The organism is Rhizobium sp. RU20A (genome assembly GCF_900155885.1).
Taxonomy (GTDB): domain Bacteria; phylum Pseudomonadota; class Alphaproteobacteria; order Rhizobiales; family Rhizobiaceae; genus RU20A.
This window is the reverse complement of record NZ_FTMB01000001.1, coordinates 276,093-291,263: the sequence shown is the minus strand read 5'-3', so window position 1 is coordinate 291,263 and position 15,171 is coordinate 276,093. Positions and strand designations below refer to the sequence as shown.

Below are 15,171 nucleotides of genomic sequence, written 5' to 3'. Positions count from 1 at the left end.
AAATGTTCTAGCCGGCCGACACCGTCTGGTAAAAGGCGAGATAACGGGCTCTCAGGCCCGGCTGCAGACAGTCGGCGGTGATGAGGGCCAGCGCGAAGAGACCGTGCAGGTCCTGCTCATCGCCCATGAGATCAACCAGATACCGCGTTGTTTCGTCGTAGGTATCGGGCATTTTCCGCACCGTCTCGACGAAGGGTGCGAGGTACAGTTGCGCAGCCGTACCCATGGCGTGGTGCTGCTCTTCCGCTGCCAGATGCAAGTGCTGCATGGACAGAAACGTGAAGAGATCGAGAAAGGTGAGCAACGCGGAAAAATCTTCGGCGTTGTCCGGAAGTCCGGCCGCCGTGAAAAGAGACCGCTTGGTCTCCTCCACCGTGTCGGCAAAGGTCCAGCGCCCGAGATCGTAGCGGTAGGCGATAGACGGTGCATGGAGCGCCGGCCCACAGGCGAGCATGGTGAACATCACTGCCCAATCGCAATAGGCGCCGCGCGTTGGATGGGCTGCCGCGAATTGCCGGATGAACGGGATGAAAAGATCCGAGCGCATGATGCTGTAGAAGAGGGAATTGTTTCCCGGTGCCTTCCGCGCGTATTCCAGCATGCGCGCCTGTGCGGTTGCGCCATCGATCGAAAAGGTCGAGACAGACTGCACGGCATCCAACGCCCAGATTTCCGTGTGCGGCCGGATGAGCGCGACGCCGGCACCGACCGTCGAAAGGTCGAGAGGCGGCGCGCACGGTCTGGTGGCGATCAGATCGTCATCCCCCATAGGCATGACGAAGCGCGTTTGCACCGGCGAAAGCGCGTTGATGAGGTTCTCGGCGGCATCGTCATCCGCTTGAACGAGATAGGTGAGGTTTGGTGCCCGCCCCTCATATCGACGCCGTTTTTCCGGATCACCCGAGTTGTCGGAAATCACCATACGGCATCCTGTTTCGGCGCCGAACCGCAGCAGGCTCTCGATCGAAGCCGCGGCCGTCTCGATCGGGCGGCGGGTGGGCATACAGACGGTCAGCTCATTCAGCACGTAGGGTGCCTCCAACGAGGTAAGACTGCGACGCGACCTGATGCCTTCGGTTGCGTCGTCATCCCGTTATTCTACACAAAGCTTGAACGAGGCCATCCAGGCACCGGCGGCAGGAATCGGGTGGCTGGCGACGCGGCGGCCTGACAGTTCTTCTCCCGTCGAAACAAGACGGAGATTATCATGACAGGTCTTTCCAACCGCGTCGCCATCATCACGGGCGCCAGCTCCGGCATCGGCCGGGCCGCCGCGCTTCTCTTTGCCCAGGAAGGTGCGGCACTCGTGCTGTCCGGGCGCAATGCCGAGCGGCTGGCGGAGGTTGTCGGCGCGATCCGTTCGGCTGGCGGTACCGCCGTTGCCCTGTCCGGCGATGTCGCCGATGCGGCGCATCACCAGCATCTGGTCGAGACTGCCATCGCGGAATTCGGCGGGCTCGACATCGCCTTCAACAATGCCGGCACGACGGGACCGGTCGGGCCGCTTCCCGCGCTCGATCTGGCGGCCTGGAACGCGGTGGTCGCGACCAACCTGACGAGCGCCTACCTTGCGGCCAAGTACCAGCTTCCCGCACTTCAGGCGCGCGGTGGCGGGAGCCTCGTCTTCACCTCCACTTTCGTCGGCTACACCGCCGGCTTTCCAGGCCTTGCCGCCTATGCGGCCTCAAAGTCGGGCCTGATCGGCCTTGCGCAGGTGCTGGCATCCGAATATGGCCGCAACGGCATTCGGGTGAACGCGCTTCTGCCCGGCGCCACGGACACGCCAATGGGGCGGCAGATTTCGGATACGCCGGAAGCGCTCGATTTCGTCGCCGGCCTCAATGCGCTCAAGCGCATCGCTGCGCCGGAAGAGATTGCCGAAGCGGCCCTCTATCTGTACTCGCCCTCGTCCAGTTTCGTGACGGGAACGGCGATGCTTGTCGATGGTGGCGTTTCGATCAACCGCGTTTGAGAAAGTGATTCAAGTCTCTCGCAGATCGATTCCGCTTTCGCCCTCAACCGGTTGATGCGGAATCGGTTTTCTCAGGCCAGCCAGCCGGCGATGCGCTCAACGGCTTCCTCGATCTCGGCGGGGCTGCCGGCGTAGGAGAAGCGCATCGTGCGGTGGCCGCCGACCGGGTCGAAGTCGCGGCCGGGGGTGGCGGCGACGTCGATTTCGGACAGCATGCGCCGGGCGAAAGCCATGCTGTCATTGGTGAAGCGGCCGACATCCATATAGGCGTAGAAGGCGCCATCCATGGGTGACGCAATGGAAAGGCCAAGTTTCGGCAGGCGATCGAGCAGCAATGCGCGGTTGGCGGCATAGGCCTCGCGGTGCCGATCGAGTTCGTCGCGGGCGTCCAGCGCGGCTTCGGCGGCGATCTGCGAGAGTTCCGGCGGGGAGATGTAGAGGCTTTGGGCAATGCGCTCGAAGCCGCGCACCAGATCGTCCGGCAGCACCATCCACCCGATCCGCCAGCCTGTCATGCAATAGTATTTCGAGAAGGAATTGATGATGACGGCGCGGTCGGTGATGGCAAGCGCGGTCGTCTCCTCCCCGGCAAAGGTCAGGCCGTGATAGATCTCGTCGGAGATGAAGGCGATGTCGCGGGTCTCGCAGTAACGCGCCAGCGCCGCCAGATGCGCCCTGCCCGTCACGGTCCCGGTGGGGTTCGCGGGGCTGGCGAGCAGCACGCCCTTCAGCCGCACGCCCTCGGCCTTCTCAGCCTCTTCCAGGCCTTCCGGCGTCAGCGTGAAGGCGTGCTCGGCGCCGGCATCGACTTCCACGACCCGCAGGCCAAGCGCCGTCAGGATGTTGCGGTAGGCCGGGTAGCCGGGGCGCGCGATGGCCACGGCATCGCCGGGATCGAAGAGCGCGAGAAAGGCGAGGTTGAAGCCGGCCGAGGAGCCCGTGGTGATCGCGATGCGGGCGGGATCGATGGCAACGCCGTGGCGGTCGGCATAGTCGCGGGCGATCGCACGGCGCAGCGAGAGCGTGCCCAGCGCGTCGGTATAGCCGAGCCGGCCGGTCTCGAGCGCCTTGCGGGCAGCTTCGAGCGCCTTTTGCGGCGCCGGGGCGGCAGGCTGGCCGACGGCAAGAGAAATGACCGGCCGCCCCTCAGCGCGACGGCGCGTGCCCTCGGCCAGAATGTCCATGGCGTGGAAGGGTTCGATTGCGCTGCGGCGGGAAAGCGGGGGCATGGCAGGACCTCGGGCGTCTTTTCTCTGGTCCGTCGCATCTGCCCGATGCACTGAGGCTTCACAAGGGCGTGGCGGTCTTCATTCGGCCGATTTTTGAGGTTTCTTCAAGGGCGGCTCACCGCTAAGCTTGCCGGCATATCCTGCTCCCGGCGCCGGCGCCGCATTTTGAGGACATCATGATTCGCTTCCCCTTCCGCCTTGTTACCGCAACCCTCCTTGCCGGCGCGACGCTGTTTGCGACCGGGCCCGCCTCTGCGCTCGACGACAAGCAGAAGGAAGAATTCGGCGCCTTCATCCGCGAATATCTGATCGCCAACCCGGAAGTGCTGATCGACGTGCAGAAGGCGCTGCAGCAAAAGCAGCAGGCGGCGCAGGCCGCCGCCGCCGAGGCAGCCGTCACCTCGAACAAGGAGGCGATCTTCAATTCGCAGCATGACGTGGTGCTCGGCAATCCCAAGGGCGACGTCACCATCGTCGAGTTCTACGACTACAATTGCGGCTACTGCAAACGCGCGCTCTCCGACATGAACGCCATTCTGGAGAGCGACAAGAATGTGCGTTTCGTGCTGAAGGAACTGCCTATCCTCGGGCCCGATTCGCTCGCCGCGCACCGGGTCAGCGCTGCCTTCCGCACGATCGCGCCGGAAAAATATGGCGATTTCCACCGCACGCTGCTTGGCGGCGAGGACCGGGCGACGGAAGAGACGGCGATTGCGGTGGCCGAAACGCTCGGCGTCAAGGAGGCGGATCTGCGCGCCCACATGGACAAGAACCCGAAGGACGCTGCCGTCATGGAAGCCTATAAGCTCGCCAATGATCTCGGCATTTCCGGTACGCCCTCCTATGTGATCGGCAACGAGGCCGTGTTCGGCGCCGTGGGTCTTGAGGAGTTGCAGGGCAAGGTCGCCAATATCCGCGCCTGCGGAAAGACGACCTGCTGAACCAAAGATTTACCGAAGTTTGTGGACAAGCCCCGCCAGCGCCGGCGGGGCTTTTTTTCACGGGCTCCCCGGTCTATAGCTACGGCTCGCAAAGCAACCCGGATGCCGCATGACACAGACCTTCTTCGTCCTGAACGGACCGAACCTCAACGCGCTCGGCAAGAGGGAGCCCGGCATTTATGGCGGCCAGACACTTGCCGACATTGCCGAGATGTGCCGCACCGAGGGTCAAGCGCTTGGCTTTGCAGTGGATTTTCGCCAGAGCAACCATGAGGGCGCGCTGGTGGACTGGTTGCACGAGGCGGGCGACACGGCCGCTGGCGTCGCCATCAATGCCGGCGCGTATACACACACATCCATTGCGCTCCATGATGCGATTCGGGCGATTTCCGTTCCGGTCGTCGAACTTCACCTGTCCAATGTGCATGCCCGCGAGGAATTTCGCCACAAATCCATGATTGCCCCTGCCGTCAAAGGGGTGATCTGCGGCTTTGGTGCGCAGAGCTATATCCTTGCGCTGCATGCGCTGCGGTCCCTGACACAGACAACGAGATAAGAAGAACAAGAGGCTCCATCCATGGCTGACAAAAAATCCGGCATCGACCAGGCGCTGATCCGCGATCTGGCGAACATCCTGAAGGACACGGACCTGACCGAGATCGAGGTCGAGCAGGAAGATCTGCGCATCCGCGTGTCGCGCACGATTACCGCAGCCCCCGCTCCTGCCTATTATGCTGCCGCACCGGCCGCTGCGGCTCCGGCTGCCGTTCCGCCCGCTGCCGTCTCTGTTGCCGAAGCTGCCGCCCCGTCGGCCCGCAACAACAAGAATGCCGTGACGGCGCCGATGGTGGGCACGGCCTATCTGTCGCCGGCTCCGGGCGCCCGCGCCTTCATCGAGGTCGGCGCGACCGTCAAGGAAGGCCAGACCATCCTCATCATCGAAGCCATGAAGACGATGAACCAGATCCCGGCGCCACGCTCGGGCAAGGTCACCGAAATCCTCGTGCAGGACGCCTCACCCGTCGAATACGGCGAACCCCTCCTCATCATCGAATAAGGCGGCCGCCCCATGATCTCGAAGGTCCTCATCGCCAATCGCGGCGAAATCGCACTCCGGGTTCTGCGCGCCTGCAAGGAACTCGGCATTGCGACCGTTGCCGTGCATTCGACGGCGGATGCCGACGCCATGCATGTGCGCCTTGCAGATGAAAGCGTCTGCATCGGCCCGCCGCCCTCGCGCGACAGCTACCTCAACATCCACCAGATCGTCGCGGCCTGCGAAATCACGGGTGCGGATGCCGTCCACCCCGGCTACGGCTTCCTTTCGGAAAATGCCAAGTTCGCCGATATCCTCGAAGCGCATGGCATCACCTTCATCGGCCCGACGGCCGAACACATCCGCCTGATGGGTGACAAGATCACCGCCAAGCAGACGGCCATGGAGCTCGGCATTCCCGTCGTTCCCGGCTCGGATGGCGAGGTGACGGCGGAAAACGTTCTGGAAACGGGCCGCAAGATCGGCTTTCCGGTTCTCATCAAGGCAACAGCCGGTGGTGGCGGACGCGGCATGAAGGTCGCCAAGACCGAAGCCGACCTGATGGAAGCCTTCGACACGGCCCGCTCGGAAGCTTCTGCGGCTTTCGGCAATGCCGCCGTCTACATGGAAAAGTATCTCGAAAAGCCGCGCCATATCGAAATCCAGGTCGTGGGCGATGGCGAGGGCAATGCGATCCATCTCGGCGAGCGCGACTGCTCGCTGCAGCGCCGCCACCAGAAGGTCTGGGAAGAGGCCAACTCCCCGGCGCTCAATGTCGAGCAGCGCATGAAGATCGGCCAGATCTGCGCCGACGCCATGAAGAAGATGAAGTATCGCGGTGCCGGTACGGTCGAGTTTCTCTACGAAAACGGCGAGTTCTATTTCATCGAAATGAACACGCGCCTGCAGGTGGAGCATCCGATCACCGAAGCGATCACGGGTATCGACCTCGTGCATGAGCAGATCCGCGTTGCCTCCGGCGGCGGCCTGTCCGTTGCGCAGGAAGACATCGTCTTTTCCGGCCACGCGATCGAGTGCCGCATCAATGCGGAGGACCCGCGCACCTTCACGCCGTCTCCGGGCACGATCACGCATTTCCATGCGCCGGGCGGGCTTGGCGTGCGCGTCGATTCGGGCGCCTATGCGGGCTACAAGATCCCGCCCTACTATGACAGCCTGATCGGCAAGCTCATCGTGCACGGGCGCACCCGCGTCGAATGCATGATGCGTCTGCGGCGCGTTCTCGACGAATTCGTCGTCGACGGCATCAAGACCACCCTGCCGCTTTTCCAGGATCTCGTGTCCAACCAGGACATTGCCAATGGCGACTACGACATCCACTGGCTGGAAAAGTATCTGGCAGCCAAGACCGATTGAGGCACTGAAGGACCAGGATGCGCAGCAAGGAACCGGACATTACCCCCGAACTCCTTCTGCGCGCCTATTCGATCGGCCTGTTTCCAATGGCCGATTCGGCGGATGACCCCGAACTCTTCTGGGTCGAGCCGGAGATCCGTGGCGTGATCCCGCTCAGTGATTTCCACGTGCCGCGCAGCCTTGCCAAGGCCATGCGCAAGGCCCCCTTCGATATCCGCGTCAACACCGCCTTTGCCGACGTCTTGAAGGGCTGCGCCTCCCCGGCGCCGGGCCGCGAAAACACCTGGATCAACAGCAAGATCGTCAAGCTCTACTCGATGCTGCACCGCATGGGCTATGCCCACAGCGTGGAGGCCTTCGAGGACGACACGCTGGTCGGCGGTCTCTACGGCGTCTCGCTCGGCGGCGCCTTCTTCGGCGAGAGCATGTTCTCGCGCGCCACCAACGCCTCGAAGATCTGCCTCGTGCATCTGGTCGAGCGCCTGCGCCAGCGCGGCTTCGTGCTGCTCGACACTCAGTTCACCACCGAGCACCTGAAAACCTTCGGCGCCATCGACGTGCCCAAGCAGCGCTACGAAAAGATGCTGGCGCGCGCTGTCTCGATGCCGAATATTCCGTTCGGGTGAGCGAATGTCTTACTTAGGTGATCGAGAAGCGGTGGCTTTGCCCAACTCTCACGTGGTTCAGGTCCAGAGAGCGGTGAGACGAAAAATCGCATTATCTCCGTCATTCCGGCCTTGAGCCGGAATCCAGTGGACGTGCGTCCGCACGTCCAAAGACCCTTTCAGCCCAATGACTTGGGCTGGCTAGATTCCGGCTCAAGGCCGGAATGACTAGGTCGTGGGATTGCTTAGGTTTTCCCGAGGGGTTTGAGCGACAAATGCTCCGTAGCGCGGCGCAAGTCGGACGCCGCAGACCCCTACTGCTGCGCAGCCGTATCCGGCGCCGGCATGTCGGACTGCTGCTTGCAGTCCTTCAGCCAGACGTCGTAGACGGGGTGCTCGACCGCGTTGAGGCCGGGACTATCGGCGAACATCCAGCCGGTGAAGATGCGGCGGATCTTACGGTCGAGGGTGATCTCGTCGACTTCCACGAAGGTCGTCGTCTTGGCCGCTTCCGTATCATCACGGGTGTAGCAGACGCGCGGCGTTACCTGCAGCGCGCCGAACTGCACGGTCTCGCCGAGATAGACGTCGAAGGTGGTGATGCGGCCCGTGATCTTGTCGATGCCGGAGAAGACGGCCACGGGGTTCTTGATCTGCGCCGCCTCGGCGATCGCCGGCCCTTGCAGCACGGTGGCCGCCAGCGCGCCAGCCGCCATCAAAAGCCGTTTCGAGATACCACCCACCGATGCCATTGATCGTTCGTTTCCTGTCTGTCCGCGCCGGGCCGAAGATTCCTATGCAAGGATGGCCGCTTCTGTCACGGACGAAGGCCTAGGGAAGAATTATGGCCGACGCAAGGTCACGCATCGGCCGGGTCCCGTGGCGCGCAATGCCTCAGGCGCCGGGCGTCCAGGCGTCGTAGTCGCCGCTCACCTTCGGGCGTTCGCCGGCGCGGGTGATGGAGCCCGGCGGACGATAGGCTTCGGAGGTGCCGGTCGGATTGGGGCGGTGCTGCTTCTGCCAGTCGCGCGCCACGTAGTTTTCCTTGCTCGGCGGCGTGTCGGTGCGGTGGTGCATCCAGCCGTGCCAGCCCGGCGGAATGGCCGAGGCTTCGGCGTAGCCATTATAGATCACCCAGCGGCGCGTGCGGCCCTCGGTGTCCTTGCGCCCGCCCTCGTAATAGACGTTGCCGAACTCGTCCTGACCGACCTTCGTACCGAAGCGCCAGGTGTGGAAGCGCGTTCCGATGGTCTGGCCGTTCCACCAGGTGAAGATCTGCGTCAGCAAAGACATGAGCACTCGCCCTTAATCGGTCGCGCGGCGCGCTTGCACCGCACCATTTTCTCACCTGCGCTTATGCCGCTCCCGACGGACATTGTCCAGCGTTTCAAATGGTCTCGCACTTATTTCAGGGTGCGTTTGAAGCCGTAATGGGAGCGGTCGAAGCCGAGACGTTCGTAGAATCGGTGGGCGCCCTCGCGGGCCATGTTGGAGGTGAGCTTCAGCGTGGCCGCGCCCGCCGCAAGGGCCAACCGCTCGGCCTCGCGAACCATGGCCTCGCCAATCTGGCGGCCGCGACGGTCGGCGCGCACTTGAACGGCTTCGAGAATCATCGTCGTGCGACCGCGGCCGGTCAGGGATGTCGTCAGCGTCGTCTGGAAGGTGCCAACTACCTCGCCCGCCTCTTCGGCCACGTAAAGCGCTTCGGTGGGTGTCGAGGCGATGCGCTCAAAGGCGGCGAGATAGGCGGGGAAGGCATCGGGCGCGAGCGTGTCACCGTGCCCACCCAAAGGATCGTCGGCAAAGAGGGAAATGATGTCACGCAGATCGCCGCGGCGGGCCGGGCGGATGAGAAGAGGAGATGCGGGAGACATTGCTTTCCGGACCTGACATGCGATGATCCGGCCCTACACCGGCTTTGGAGACAATTTGATGACACGCCGCACCGCCGCCGTTCTGATCCCCCTGCTCGCCTTCTCCGCCCCTGCGCTGGCTGCAGACGGGCGACACGGCATCGCTTTCGTGCAGGCGGTGGAACAGGGCGGCGGTGTCTGCACGGGCGCCACGCCGCAGGAGGCCTTCGCCTGCGCGAAGAAAAAGTGCGTCGCCCAAGGTGCGGCGGCCGAAGACTGCATCGAGCAGGCCTGGTGCTATCCCGGCTTCTGGAGCGTCGATCTTTTCGTGCAGAGCAGCGAGGGGCCGCATTGGCACGAATATTTCTGCGGCTGGAACACCAGGGAATTGGCACTCGCCGCGGCCAAGGCGGCCTGTGATCCCACGGTGCGCAAGGACGTCATCGAATGCGCACCGGTTGCGCTCTATGACGAGGACGGCACGGAGCATCCTATCGAGCCGTGAGGCGACGACCCGCTCAGCCGAGCGCCTTCTCGTAGATCAGGGCTGGAATGGCCGACTCCTCGGCACCGCAATTGTTCGTCCGGCCGACCGGCGTGAATCCATGGGCCTCGTAAAAGGCGATAGCGACGATATTCTTCGGCTCGACTTCGGCGCGCATGCGCTTGGCATCCGGGAAGCAGGTTTCGAGCTCTGCGAAGAGATCGCGGCCGACGCCCATGCGCTGGAAATCCGGGTGGACGTAGAGCTGGTGCAGTTGCACCGTGTCGCTGTCCCCCTTCACCGGGGCGGCAAAGGCCATGCCGCCGATACGCAGGCCATCATCGGCCACGAGAAACTCGCCATCTGGCCTTGCCAGTTGGCGCTTCAAAGCTGCCGGCGCATGCCAGTCGGCGGTGATGGCCGCGACCCGCTCGGCGCCGTAAAGCGCATCATAGGTCGCGTGCCAGGTCTCGCCCAGCAGCGCGCTGACAGCGGCCATGTCCTTGTCGGAGGCGCTGCGGACGAAGAACATCAGGCCTCGTCCTCAATGCCGAGCTTGGCCTTCACGAGGGCCTGCACGGCCTGCGGATTGGCCTTGCCGCCGGTGGACTTCATGACCTGACCGACGAACCAGCCGGCGAGCGTCGGCTTGGCCTTCACCTTGGCCACCTGATCGGGGTTGGCGGCGATGATGTCGTCCACGGCCTTTTCGATGGCGCCGGTGTCGGTCACCTGCTTCATGCCGCGGCTTTCGACGAGTTCGGCGGGATCGCCGCCTTCGTTCCAGACAATCTCGAAGAGGTCCTTGGCGATCTTGCCGGAGATGGTCTCGGCCTTTATGAGGTCGATGATGCCGCCAAGCTGGGCGGGGGAAACCGGAGTCTCTTCAATGCCTTTGCCGGCTTTGTTCAAGGCGCCGAGGAGGTCGTTGATGACCCAGTTGGCGGCCGTCTTGCCATCTCGGCCGGCGGCGACGGCTTCGAAATAGTCGGCAATCGCCTTTTCCGAAACCAGCACCGAGGCGTCGTAGACGGAGAGGCCGAGTTCGGCGACGAACCGCGCCTTCTTGTCATCCGGCAGTTCCGGCAGATCCTTCTTCAGCGCCTCGACAAAGGCGTCGTCAAATTCGAGCGGCAGGAGATCGGGATCGGGGAAGTAGCGGTAATCATGCGCATCTTCCTTCGAGCGCATGGAGCGCGTCTCGCCCTTGCCCGGATCAAACAAACGGGTTTCCTGATCGATGGAGCCGCCGTCCTCGAGAATCGCGATCTGGCGGCGCGCCTCGTATTCGATGGCCTGGCCGATGAAGCGGATCGAGTTGACGTTCTTAATCTCGCAGCGCGTGCCGAAAGCTTCGCCGGGGCGGCGCACGGAGACATTGACGTCGGCGCGCATGGAGCCTTCGTCCATGTTGCCATCGCAGGTGCCGAGATAGCGCACGATGGAGCGCAGCTTCGTCATATAGGCCTTGGCCTCGTCGGAGGAGCGCATGTCGGGCTTCGACACGATTTCCATCAGCGCGACGCCAGAGCGGTTGAGGTCCACATAGGACATGGTCGGATGCTGGTCGTGCATCGACTTGCCGGCGTCCTGCTCCAGGTGCAGGCGCTCGATTCCGATCTCGATATCCTCGAATTGGCCCTGACGGTCGGGACCGAGCGAGATGACGATCTTGCCCTCGCCGACGATCGGGTCCTTGAACTGCGAGATCTGGTAGCCCTGCGGCAGGTCCGGATAGAAGTAGTTCTTGCGGTCGAAGACCGAGCGCTTGTTGATCTCAGCCTTCAATCCGAGACCGGTGCGCACGGCTTGTGCGACGCATTCTTCGTTGATGACGGGCAGCATGCCAGGCATGGCGGCATCGACCAGCGACACATTGGCGTTCGGCGCATTGCCGAAGACGGTGGCGGCGCCGGAGAAGAGCTTGGAATTCGACAGGACCTGCGCATGCACCTCCATGCCGATGATGACTTCCCAGTCGCCGGTGGCGCCGGGGATGAGCCGCTTCGGATCGGGGGTGCGTACGTCGACGATGGTCATGGAATGCCCTCGAAATGCCCTTGAAGATAAAGGTTTGGTTCCGGATCGGGTTAGAGCAAAGACACCGGCGGCGCAAGGCTTGGCACGAGAGTTGGACAGGCGGTTGATCGGGATCAAGGCGCGCGCCTGCATCAGGGCGCAGCATGGCTAAGGCTCAAACCGGAGAGGCATGCCATGGGGATGATCCGACAGTTTCTGACCAGCGAGGAAAGCGGCCTCGTGGATGCGATGATCCGCAAGCTCGGTCTTTGCGAGACGATGCGGCGCCTGCCGGATCGGCGTGCGGTTCTGGCCCGCGCCGTCGAGCGCTGTGCCGGCTGCTCGCAACCGGATGCCTGCCGTCATTTTCTGGCGCAGGCCGATGTCGCCGACGAGGCGCCGTCCTACTGCACCAATCACGACCTCTTCGAGCGGCTGTTCGACCGGCCCGGCCTGACTTCCGGTGAGCGCCATGCGTCCTGAGCGTCCCGGTCTTCCGGCACGCTCTGGCCCCGCCGGTTTCGCCGGCGCCGCGCTCTGTCAGAAGCTCGACACCTGCCACTACGCCCAGCGTCACGGCATCTGCCCGGCAGCGCCTGGACCGGATGATCAGATGGCGCGGCATCAGCTCTGCCGCCTGCTTGCCATACCGGGCGGCGGGACGGCGAAACGACTCGTCGAGCCAACGGCCTGACGGGAATCAGACCGAGCCGTATCCCGTCCCGTCCGCACCCGGCTCCACGAGATCGCGGATCATGCCGACCGATTCGACATCACGGTCGAGGCGGGCCGAATATTGGGTGGAGAGCCAGTGGATGCGGTAGCCGCGACGCTGGAAGAAAGCGATGGCCGGCGCATTCTGCGCATGGGTCAGGATATCCGCCGACGGAATACCGGCTGCCAGCATGTCCGCTTCCAGCGCCGCGACCAGTGCCGTGCCGACCCCCTGGCGCTGAAAGGCCGGATCGACCCAGAGATCGCTGATCGAGCCGTCATATTTTTCCCGCGCTGCCCAGCCGACGGGCACGCCGTCGCGCTCCGCGACGGTGACAGCCGGCGCATGGTCGCGCAGGAAATAGACGAAGGCGTCCTCGGCCTTCCTCCGCATCGCATCGACATCCGCCAGCCCCGCCACGGCACCGGCCCAAGACCGCAAACCGATGGCCGCGAGATGGGCCGTGTCCTTCGACTGCGCAATGCGGATGGTCGGCATAGACGTGGCCCTTCCTGCTGCTCACACAGCTCGTGCGCGCATGGCGCACCGCAGCATAATGACAGATGCTTGAACAAAGGCGATGGCTGGCGTATTTTGTCGCGGTCCATATTGGAGTTTTGATGTCCACCTCGTCTGAGTCCCGCTAAGGGGCCGCGGCCCGCTCTTCGTGGTCGCCGGCCCAACAAAACCAAGCCTTCGCTGCGCCCGTCGCATGCGAATACGTTTTGTCGCCCGTATTCGGGCTTATCCGGACTTCAGACATGGATATTTCGCGCACAGAACAGCGCATTCTGCACCTGCTCGCCCAAGGCGGCAGGATCGAAATCGCACGCAATGACAACCGGAAAATCGAAGCGCTCCGGCTCTTCACCCGCGAAGGCTGGGTGTTTGGCGGGATCGAACTGACGACGTTCCGCAAACTGAAGCAGAAGCGGGCCATCCGCTCGGTCGGCGGCCAACCCTATCGGATCACCGACCGGGGACTTCAACTCGTCCGCGCCGAACCGGACAACCGCTGACGACAAAGGGGGACGGCGCTGTCCGCTGCCGTCCCCCATTCTGGTCGTCACAGGATGTTGCGGCGTGTCACCACCACTTGGCCGGGGAGAAGCGGCCGGCAGCCTGCTCAATGACATGCGCCGTCTTGAAGAGCGTTTCTTCTTCAAAAGGCTTGCCGATAAGCTGGAGACCGAGCGGCAGGCCCTTGTGGTCGAGGCCAGCGGGAACCGAAAGGCCCGGCAGGCCGGCCATGTTGACGGTCACCGTGAAGATGTCGTTGAGGTACATCTTGACCGGATCGGAGGCGAGGTCCTCATCGGCAATGCCGAAGGCAGAAGACGGCGTGGCGGGCGTCAGGATCGCATCGACACCGGCGTCGAAGGCGACTTCGAAGTCACGCTTGATCAGCGTGCGGACCTTCTGGGCCTGAAGGTAATAGGCATCGTAATAGCCGGCCGAGAGCACGTAGGTGCCGATCATGATGCGGCGCTTGACCTCGGTGCCAAACCCTTCGGCGCGGGTTTTCTCGTACATGTCGACGATGTCCTTGCCATCGACGCGCAGGCCGTAGCGCACGCCGTCGTAGCGGGCAAGGTTGGAGGAGGCCTCGGCCGGGGCAACGATGTAGTAGGCCGGCAGAGCATACTTGGTGTGCGGCAGGCTGATATCGACGATTTCGGCACCGGCATCCTTCAGCCAGGCGATGCCCTGCTGCCAGAGCGCCTCGATCTCGTCCGGCATGCCGTCGACGCGGTATTCGCGCGGAATACCGATCTTCATGCCCTTAAGCGAGCCGCCGAGGGCTTTTTCGTAATCCGGGACCGGCAGGTCGACCGAGGTCGTGTCCTTGGCGTCCACGCTTGCCATAGCTTTCAAGAGGATCGCGGCATCGCGCACGTCGCGGGCAATCGGGCCGGCCTGGTCGAGCGAGGAGGCGAAGGCGACGATGCCGAAGCGCGAGCAGCGGCCATAGGTGGGCTTGATGCCGACGGTGCCGGTGAAGGCGGCCGGCTGGCGGATCGACCCGCCCGTATCGGTCGCCGTCGCGCCGGCGCAGAGGAAAGCCGCGACGGCGGCGGCAGAGCCGCCCGAGGAGCCGCCCGGCACGAGGTCGGCATTCGAGCCCTTGGCGCGCCAGGGGTTCTTCACCGGGCCGTAATAGGAGCTCTCGTTGGAGGAGCCCATGGCGAACTCGTCCATGTTGAGTTTGCCAAGCATGACGGCGCCGGCCTCCCAGAGGTTCTGGGTCACGGTCGATTCGTATTTCGGCTGGAAGCCGTCGAGGATGTGGCTGCAGGCCTGGGTGTGGACGCCTTCGGTTGCGAAGAGGTCCTTGATCCCGAGCGGAATGCCTTCGAGCGCGCCGGCCTTGCCCTCGGCGATGCGGGCGTCGGAGGCCTTGGCCATGGCGCGGGCCTTCTCCGGCGTCACCGTGACATAGGCGTTGATCGCCGGATTGGCGGCCTCGATGGCGGCCAGATAGGCGTCGGTCAGCTCGACGGCGGTCACGTCCTTTGCGGCAAGGCGTTCGCGGGCTTCGGCAATGGTCAGGCGGGTCAGGTCGGTCATCTCAAGGACTTTCGGTGGTCAGCGGACGGAGCGGGCGGCGGGAAGACGCCCGGCCTACTCGACGACCTTGGGAACGAGGAAGAAGTTGCGGTCCGTGTTCGGGGCATTGGCGACGATGTCGTCGGCCTTGTTGCCGTCGGTGACACGGTCTTCGCGCTTCTTCATCTGCATGGGGGTGACCGAGGTCATGGGCTCGACGCCGGAGACATCGACTTCGCCAAGCTGCTCCACGAAGCCGAGGATGGCATTGAGTTCACCCATCATGCGGGTGGCATCTTCCTCGTTCACGGCAATGCGGGCAAGCCGCGCGACGCGCTTCACGGTGGCAAGGTCAACGGACATCAGGCTCTCCGGGTCTTTCGAATGTGAAAC

The 15,171-nt window shown here is 63.7% G+C and carries 19 protein-coding genes and 1 pseudogene; 10 read left to right on the top strand and 10 right to left on the bottom strand.

The features are described 5' to 3' along the window. Positions 1–7: 7 nt before the first annotated feature. Positions 8–1,003 carry a hypothetical protein gene (locus F3H41_RS01430; protein WP_149736811.1) on the bottom strand — a complete coding sequence of 332 codons (996 nt, stop codon included), beginning with the start codon at positions 1,001–1,003 and terminating at the stop codon, positions 8–10. 204 nt (positions 1,004–1,207) lie between these two features. On the opposite strand from F3H41_RS01430, the gene F3H41_RS01425 reads away from it, so the two are divergent. Beyond that, positions 1,208–1,972, top strand: coding sequence for an SDR family oxidoreductase (locus F3H41_RS01425; protein WP_149736810.1), 765 nt, complete (start codon positions 1,208–1,210; stop codon positions 1,970–1,972). A gap of 71 nt (positions 1,973–2,043) precedes the next feature. Here the strand turns inward: F3H41_RS01425 and F3H41_RS01420 are convergent, their stop codons facing one another. Then, a complete protein-coding gene (locus tag F3H41_RS01420) occupies positions 2,044–3,201 on the bottom strand; it encodes a pyridoxal phosphate-dependent aminotransferase (RefSeq protein WP_149736809.1) in 1,158 nt (385 codons plus the stop codon). Between the two features lie 176 nt (positions 3,202–3,377). Here F3H41_RS01420 and F3H41_RS01415 point away from each other — a divergent pair, with 176 nt between their 5' ends. The 5 genes from F3H41_RS01415 to aat all read left to right on the top strand — a co-directional run bounded on the left by F3H41_RS01415 (position 3,378) and on the right by aat (position 7,181). Further along, a complete protein-coding gene (locus tag F3H41_RS01415) occupies positions 3,378–4,142 on the top strand; it encodes a DsbA family protein (protein ID WP_149736808.1) in 765 nt (254 codons plus the stop codon). 109 nt (positions 4,143–4,251) lie between these two features. Next, on the top strand, positions 4,252–4,698 hold the full coding sequence (aroQ, locus tag F3H41_RS01410) for a type II 3-dehydroquinate dehydratase (protein ID WP_149736807.1): 447 nt from the start codon (positions 4,252–4,254) through the stop codon (positions 4,696–4,698). A gap of 21 nt (positions 4,699–4,719) precedes the next feature. Next, entirely contained in the window at positions 4,720–5,199 is a 480-nt protein-coding gene (accB, locus tag F3H41_RS01405) for an acetyl-CoA carboxylase biotin carboxyl carrier protein (RefSeq protein WP_149736806.1), read from the top strand. Between the two features lie 12 nt (positions 5,200–5,211). Further along, the gene (gene accC, locus F3H41_RS01400) at positions 5,212–6,555 is read left to right on the top strand and encodes an acetyl-CoA carboxylase biotin carboxylase subunit (RefSeq protein WP_149736805.1); all 1,344 of its coding nucleotides are present in this window, start codon (positions 5,212–5,214) and stop codon (positions 6,553–6,555) included. 17 nt (positions 6,556–6,572) lie between these two features. Beyond that, the gene (aat, locus tag F3H41_RS01395; protein WP_149736804.1) at positions 6,573–7,181 is read left to right on the top strand and encodes a leucyl/phenylalanyl-tRNA--protein transferase; all 609 of its coding nucleotides are present in this window, start codon (positions 6,573–6,575) and stop codon (positions 7,179–7,181) included. 293 nt (positions 7,182–7,474) lie between these two features. Here the strand turns inward: aat and F3H41_RS01390 are convergent. The 3 genes and pseudogenes from F3H41_RS01390 to F3H41_RS01380 all read right to left on the bottom strand — a co-directional run. Further along, positions 7,475–7,816, bottom strand: a pseudogene (locus tag F3H41_RS01390) (DUF2155 domain-containing protein); the annotation flags it as partial. A gap of 238 nt (positions 7,817–8,054) precedes the next feature. Continuing rightward, positions 8,055–8,453, bottom strand: coding sequence for an NADH:ubiquinone oxidoreductase subunit NDUFA12 (locus F3H41_RS01385; RefSeq protein WP_149736802.1), 399 nt, complete (start codon positions 8,451–8,453; stop codon positions 8,055–8,057). A gap of 110 nt (positions 8,454–8,563) precedes the next feature. Further along, positions 8,564–9,034 (bottom strand): GNAT family N-acetyltransferase, encoded by a 471-nt coding sequence (locus tag F3H41_RS01380; RefSeq protein WP_149736801.1) that lies wholly within the window; start codon positions 9,032–9,034, stop codon positions 8,564–8,566. A gap of 58 nt (positions 9,035–9,092) precedes the next feature. Between F3H41_RS01380 and F3H41_RS01375 the strand changes: the two genes are divergently transcribed. Then, on the top strand, positions 9,093–9,518 hold the full coding sequence (locus F3H41_RS01375) for a hypothetical protein (protein WP_149736800.1): 426 nt from the start codon (positions 9,093–9,095) through the stop codon (positions 9,516–9,518). Positions 9,519–9,531: 13 nt separating this feature from the next. Here F3H41_RS01375 and F3H41_RS01370 read toward each other — a convergent pair whose 3' ends face one another. Further along, on the bottom strand, positions 9,532–10,029 hold the full coding sequence (locus F3H41_RS01370; RefSeq protein ID WP_149736799.1) for a GNAT family N-acetyltransferase: 498 nt from the start codon (positions 10,027–10,029) through the stop codon (positions 9,532–9,534). Beyond that, positions 10,029–11,537 carry an Asp-tRNA(Asn)/Glu-tRNA(Gln) amidotransferase subunit GatB gene (gene gatB / locus F3H41_RS01365; protein ID WP_149736798.1) on the bottom strand — a complete coding sequence of 503 codons (1,509 nt, stop codon included), beginning with the start codon at positions 11,535–11,537 and terminating at the stop codon, positions 10,029–10,031. The genes F3H41_RS01370 and gatB overlap by 1 nt, the downstream gene beginning before the upstream one ends. A 174-nt stretch (positions 11,538–11,711) precedes the next feature. Between gatB and F3H41_RS01360 the strand changes: the two genes are divergently transcribed. Both F3H41_RS01360 and F3H41_RS01355 read left to right on the top strand, forming a co-directional pair. After that, positions 11,712–11,999: a DUF6455 family protein gene (locus F3H41_RS01360; RefSeq protein WP_149736797.1), complete on the top strand. Its 288-nt coding sequence runs from the start codon at positions 11,712–11,714 to the stop codon at positions 11,997–11,999. Then, on the top strand, positions 11,989–12,210 hold the full coding sequence (locus F3H41_RS01355; protein ID WP_149736796.1) for a hypothetical protein: 222 nt from the start codon (positions 11,989–11,991) through the stop codon (positions 12,208–12,210). The genes F3H41_RS01360 and F3H41_RS01355 overlap by 11 nt, the downstream gene beginning before the upstream one ends. Before the next feature lie 6 nt (positions 12,211–12,216). Here F3H41_RS01355 and F3H41_RS01350 read toward each other — a convergent pair whose 3' ends face one another. Beyond that, on the bottom strand, positions 12,217–12,729 hold the full coding sequence (locus F3H41_RS01350) for a GNAT family N-acetyltransferase (RefSeq protein WP_149736795.1): 513 nt from the start codon (positions 12,727–12,729) through the stop codon (positions 12,217–12,219). A gap of 263 nt (positions 12,730–12,992) precedes the next feature. Here F3H41_RS01350 and F3H41_RS01345 point away from each other — a divergent pair, with 263 nt between their 5' ends. Beyond that, on the top strand, positions 12,993–13,250 hold the full coding sequence (locus F3H41_RS01345) for a YjhX family toxin (RefSeq protein ID WP_149736794.1): 258 nt from the start codon (positions 12,993–12,995) through the stop codon (positions 13,248–13,250). A 67-nt stretch (positions 13,251–13,317) separates the two neighbouring features. On the opposite strand, the gene gatA is transcribed toward F3H41_RS01345, so the two are convergent. Together gatA and gatC are read right to left on the bottom strand one after the other, a co-directional pair. Continuing rightward, entirely contained in the window at positions 13,318–14,799 is a 1,482-nt protein-coding gene (gene gatA / locus F3H41_RS01340; RefSeq protein WP_149736793.1) for an Asp-tRNA(Asn)/Glu-tRNA(Gln) amidotransferase subunit GatA, read from the bottom strand. A gap of 54 nt (positions 14,800–14,853) precedes the next feature. Then, positions 14,854–15,141, bottom strand: a complete 288-nt coding sequence (gene gatC / locus F3H41_RS01335; protein WP_149736792.1) for an Asp-tRNA(Asn)/Glu-tRNA(Gln) amidotransferase subunit GatC — start codon at positions 15,139–15,141, stop codon at positions 14,854–14,856. Positions 15,142–15,171: the final 30 nt, after the last annotated feature.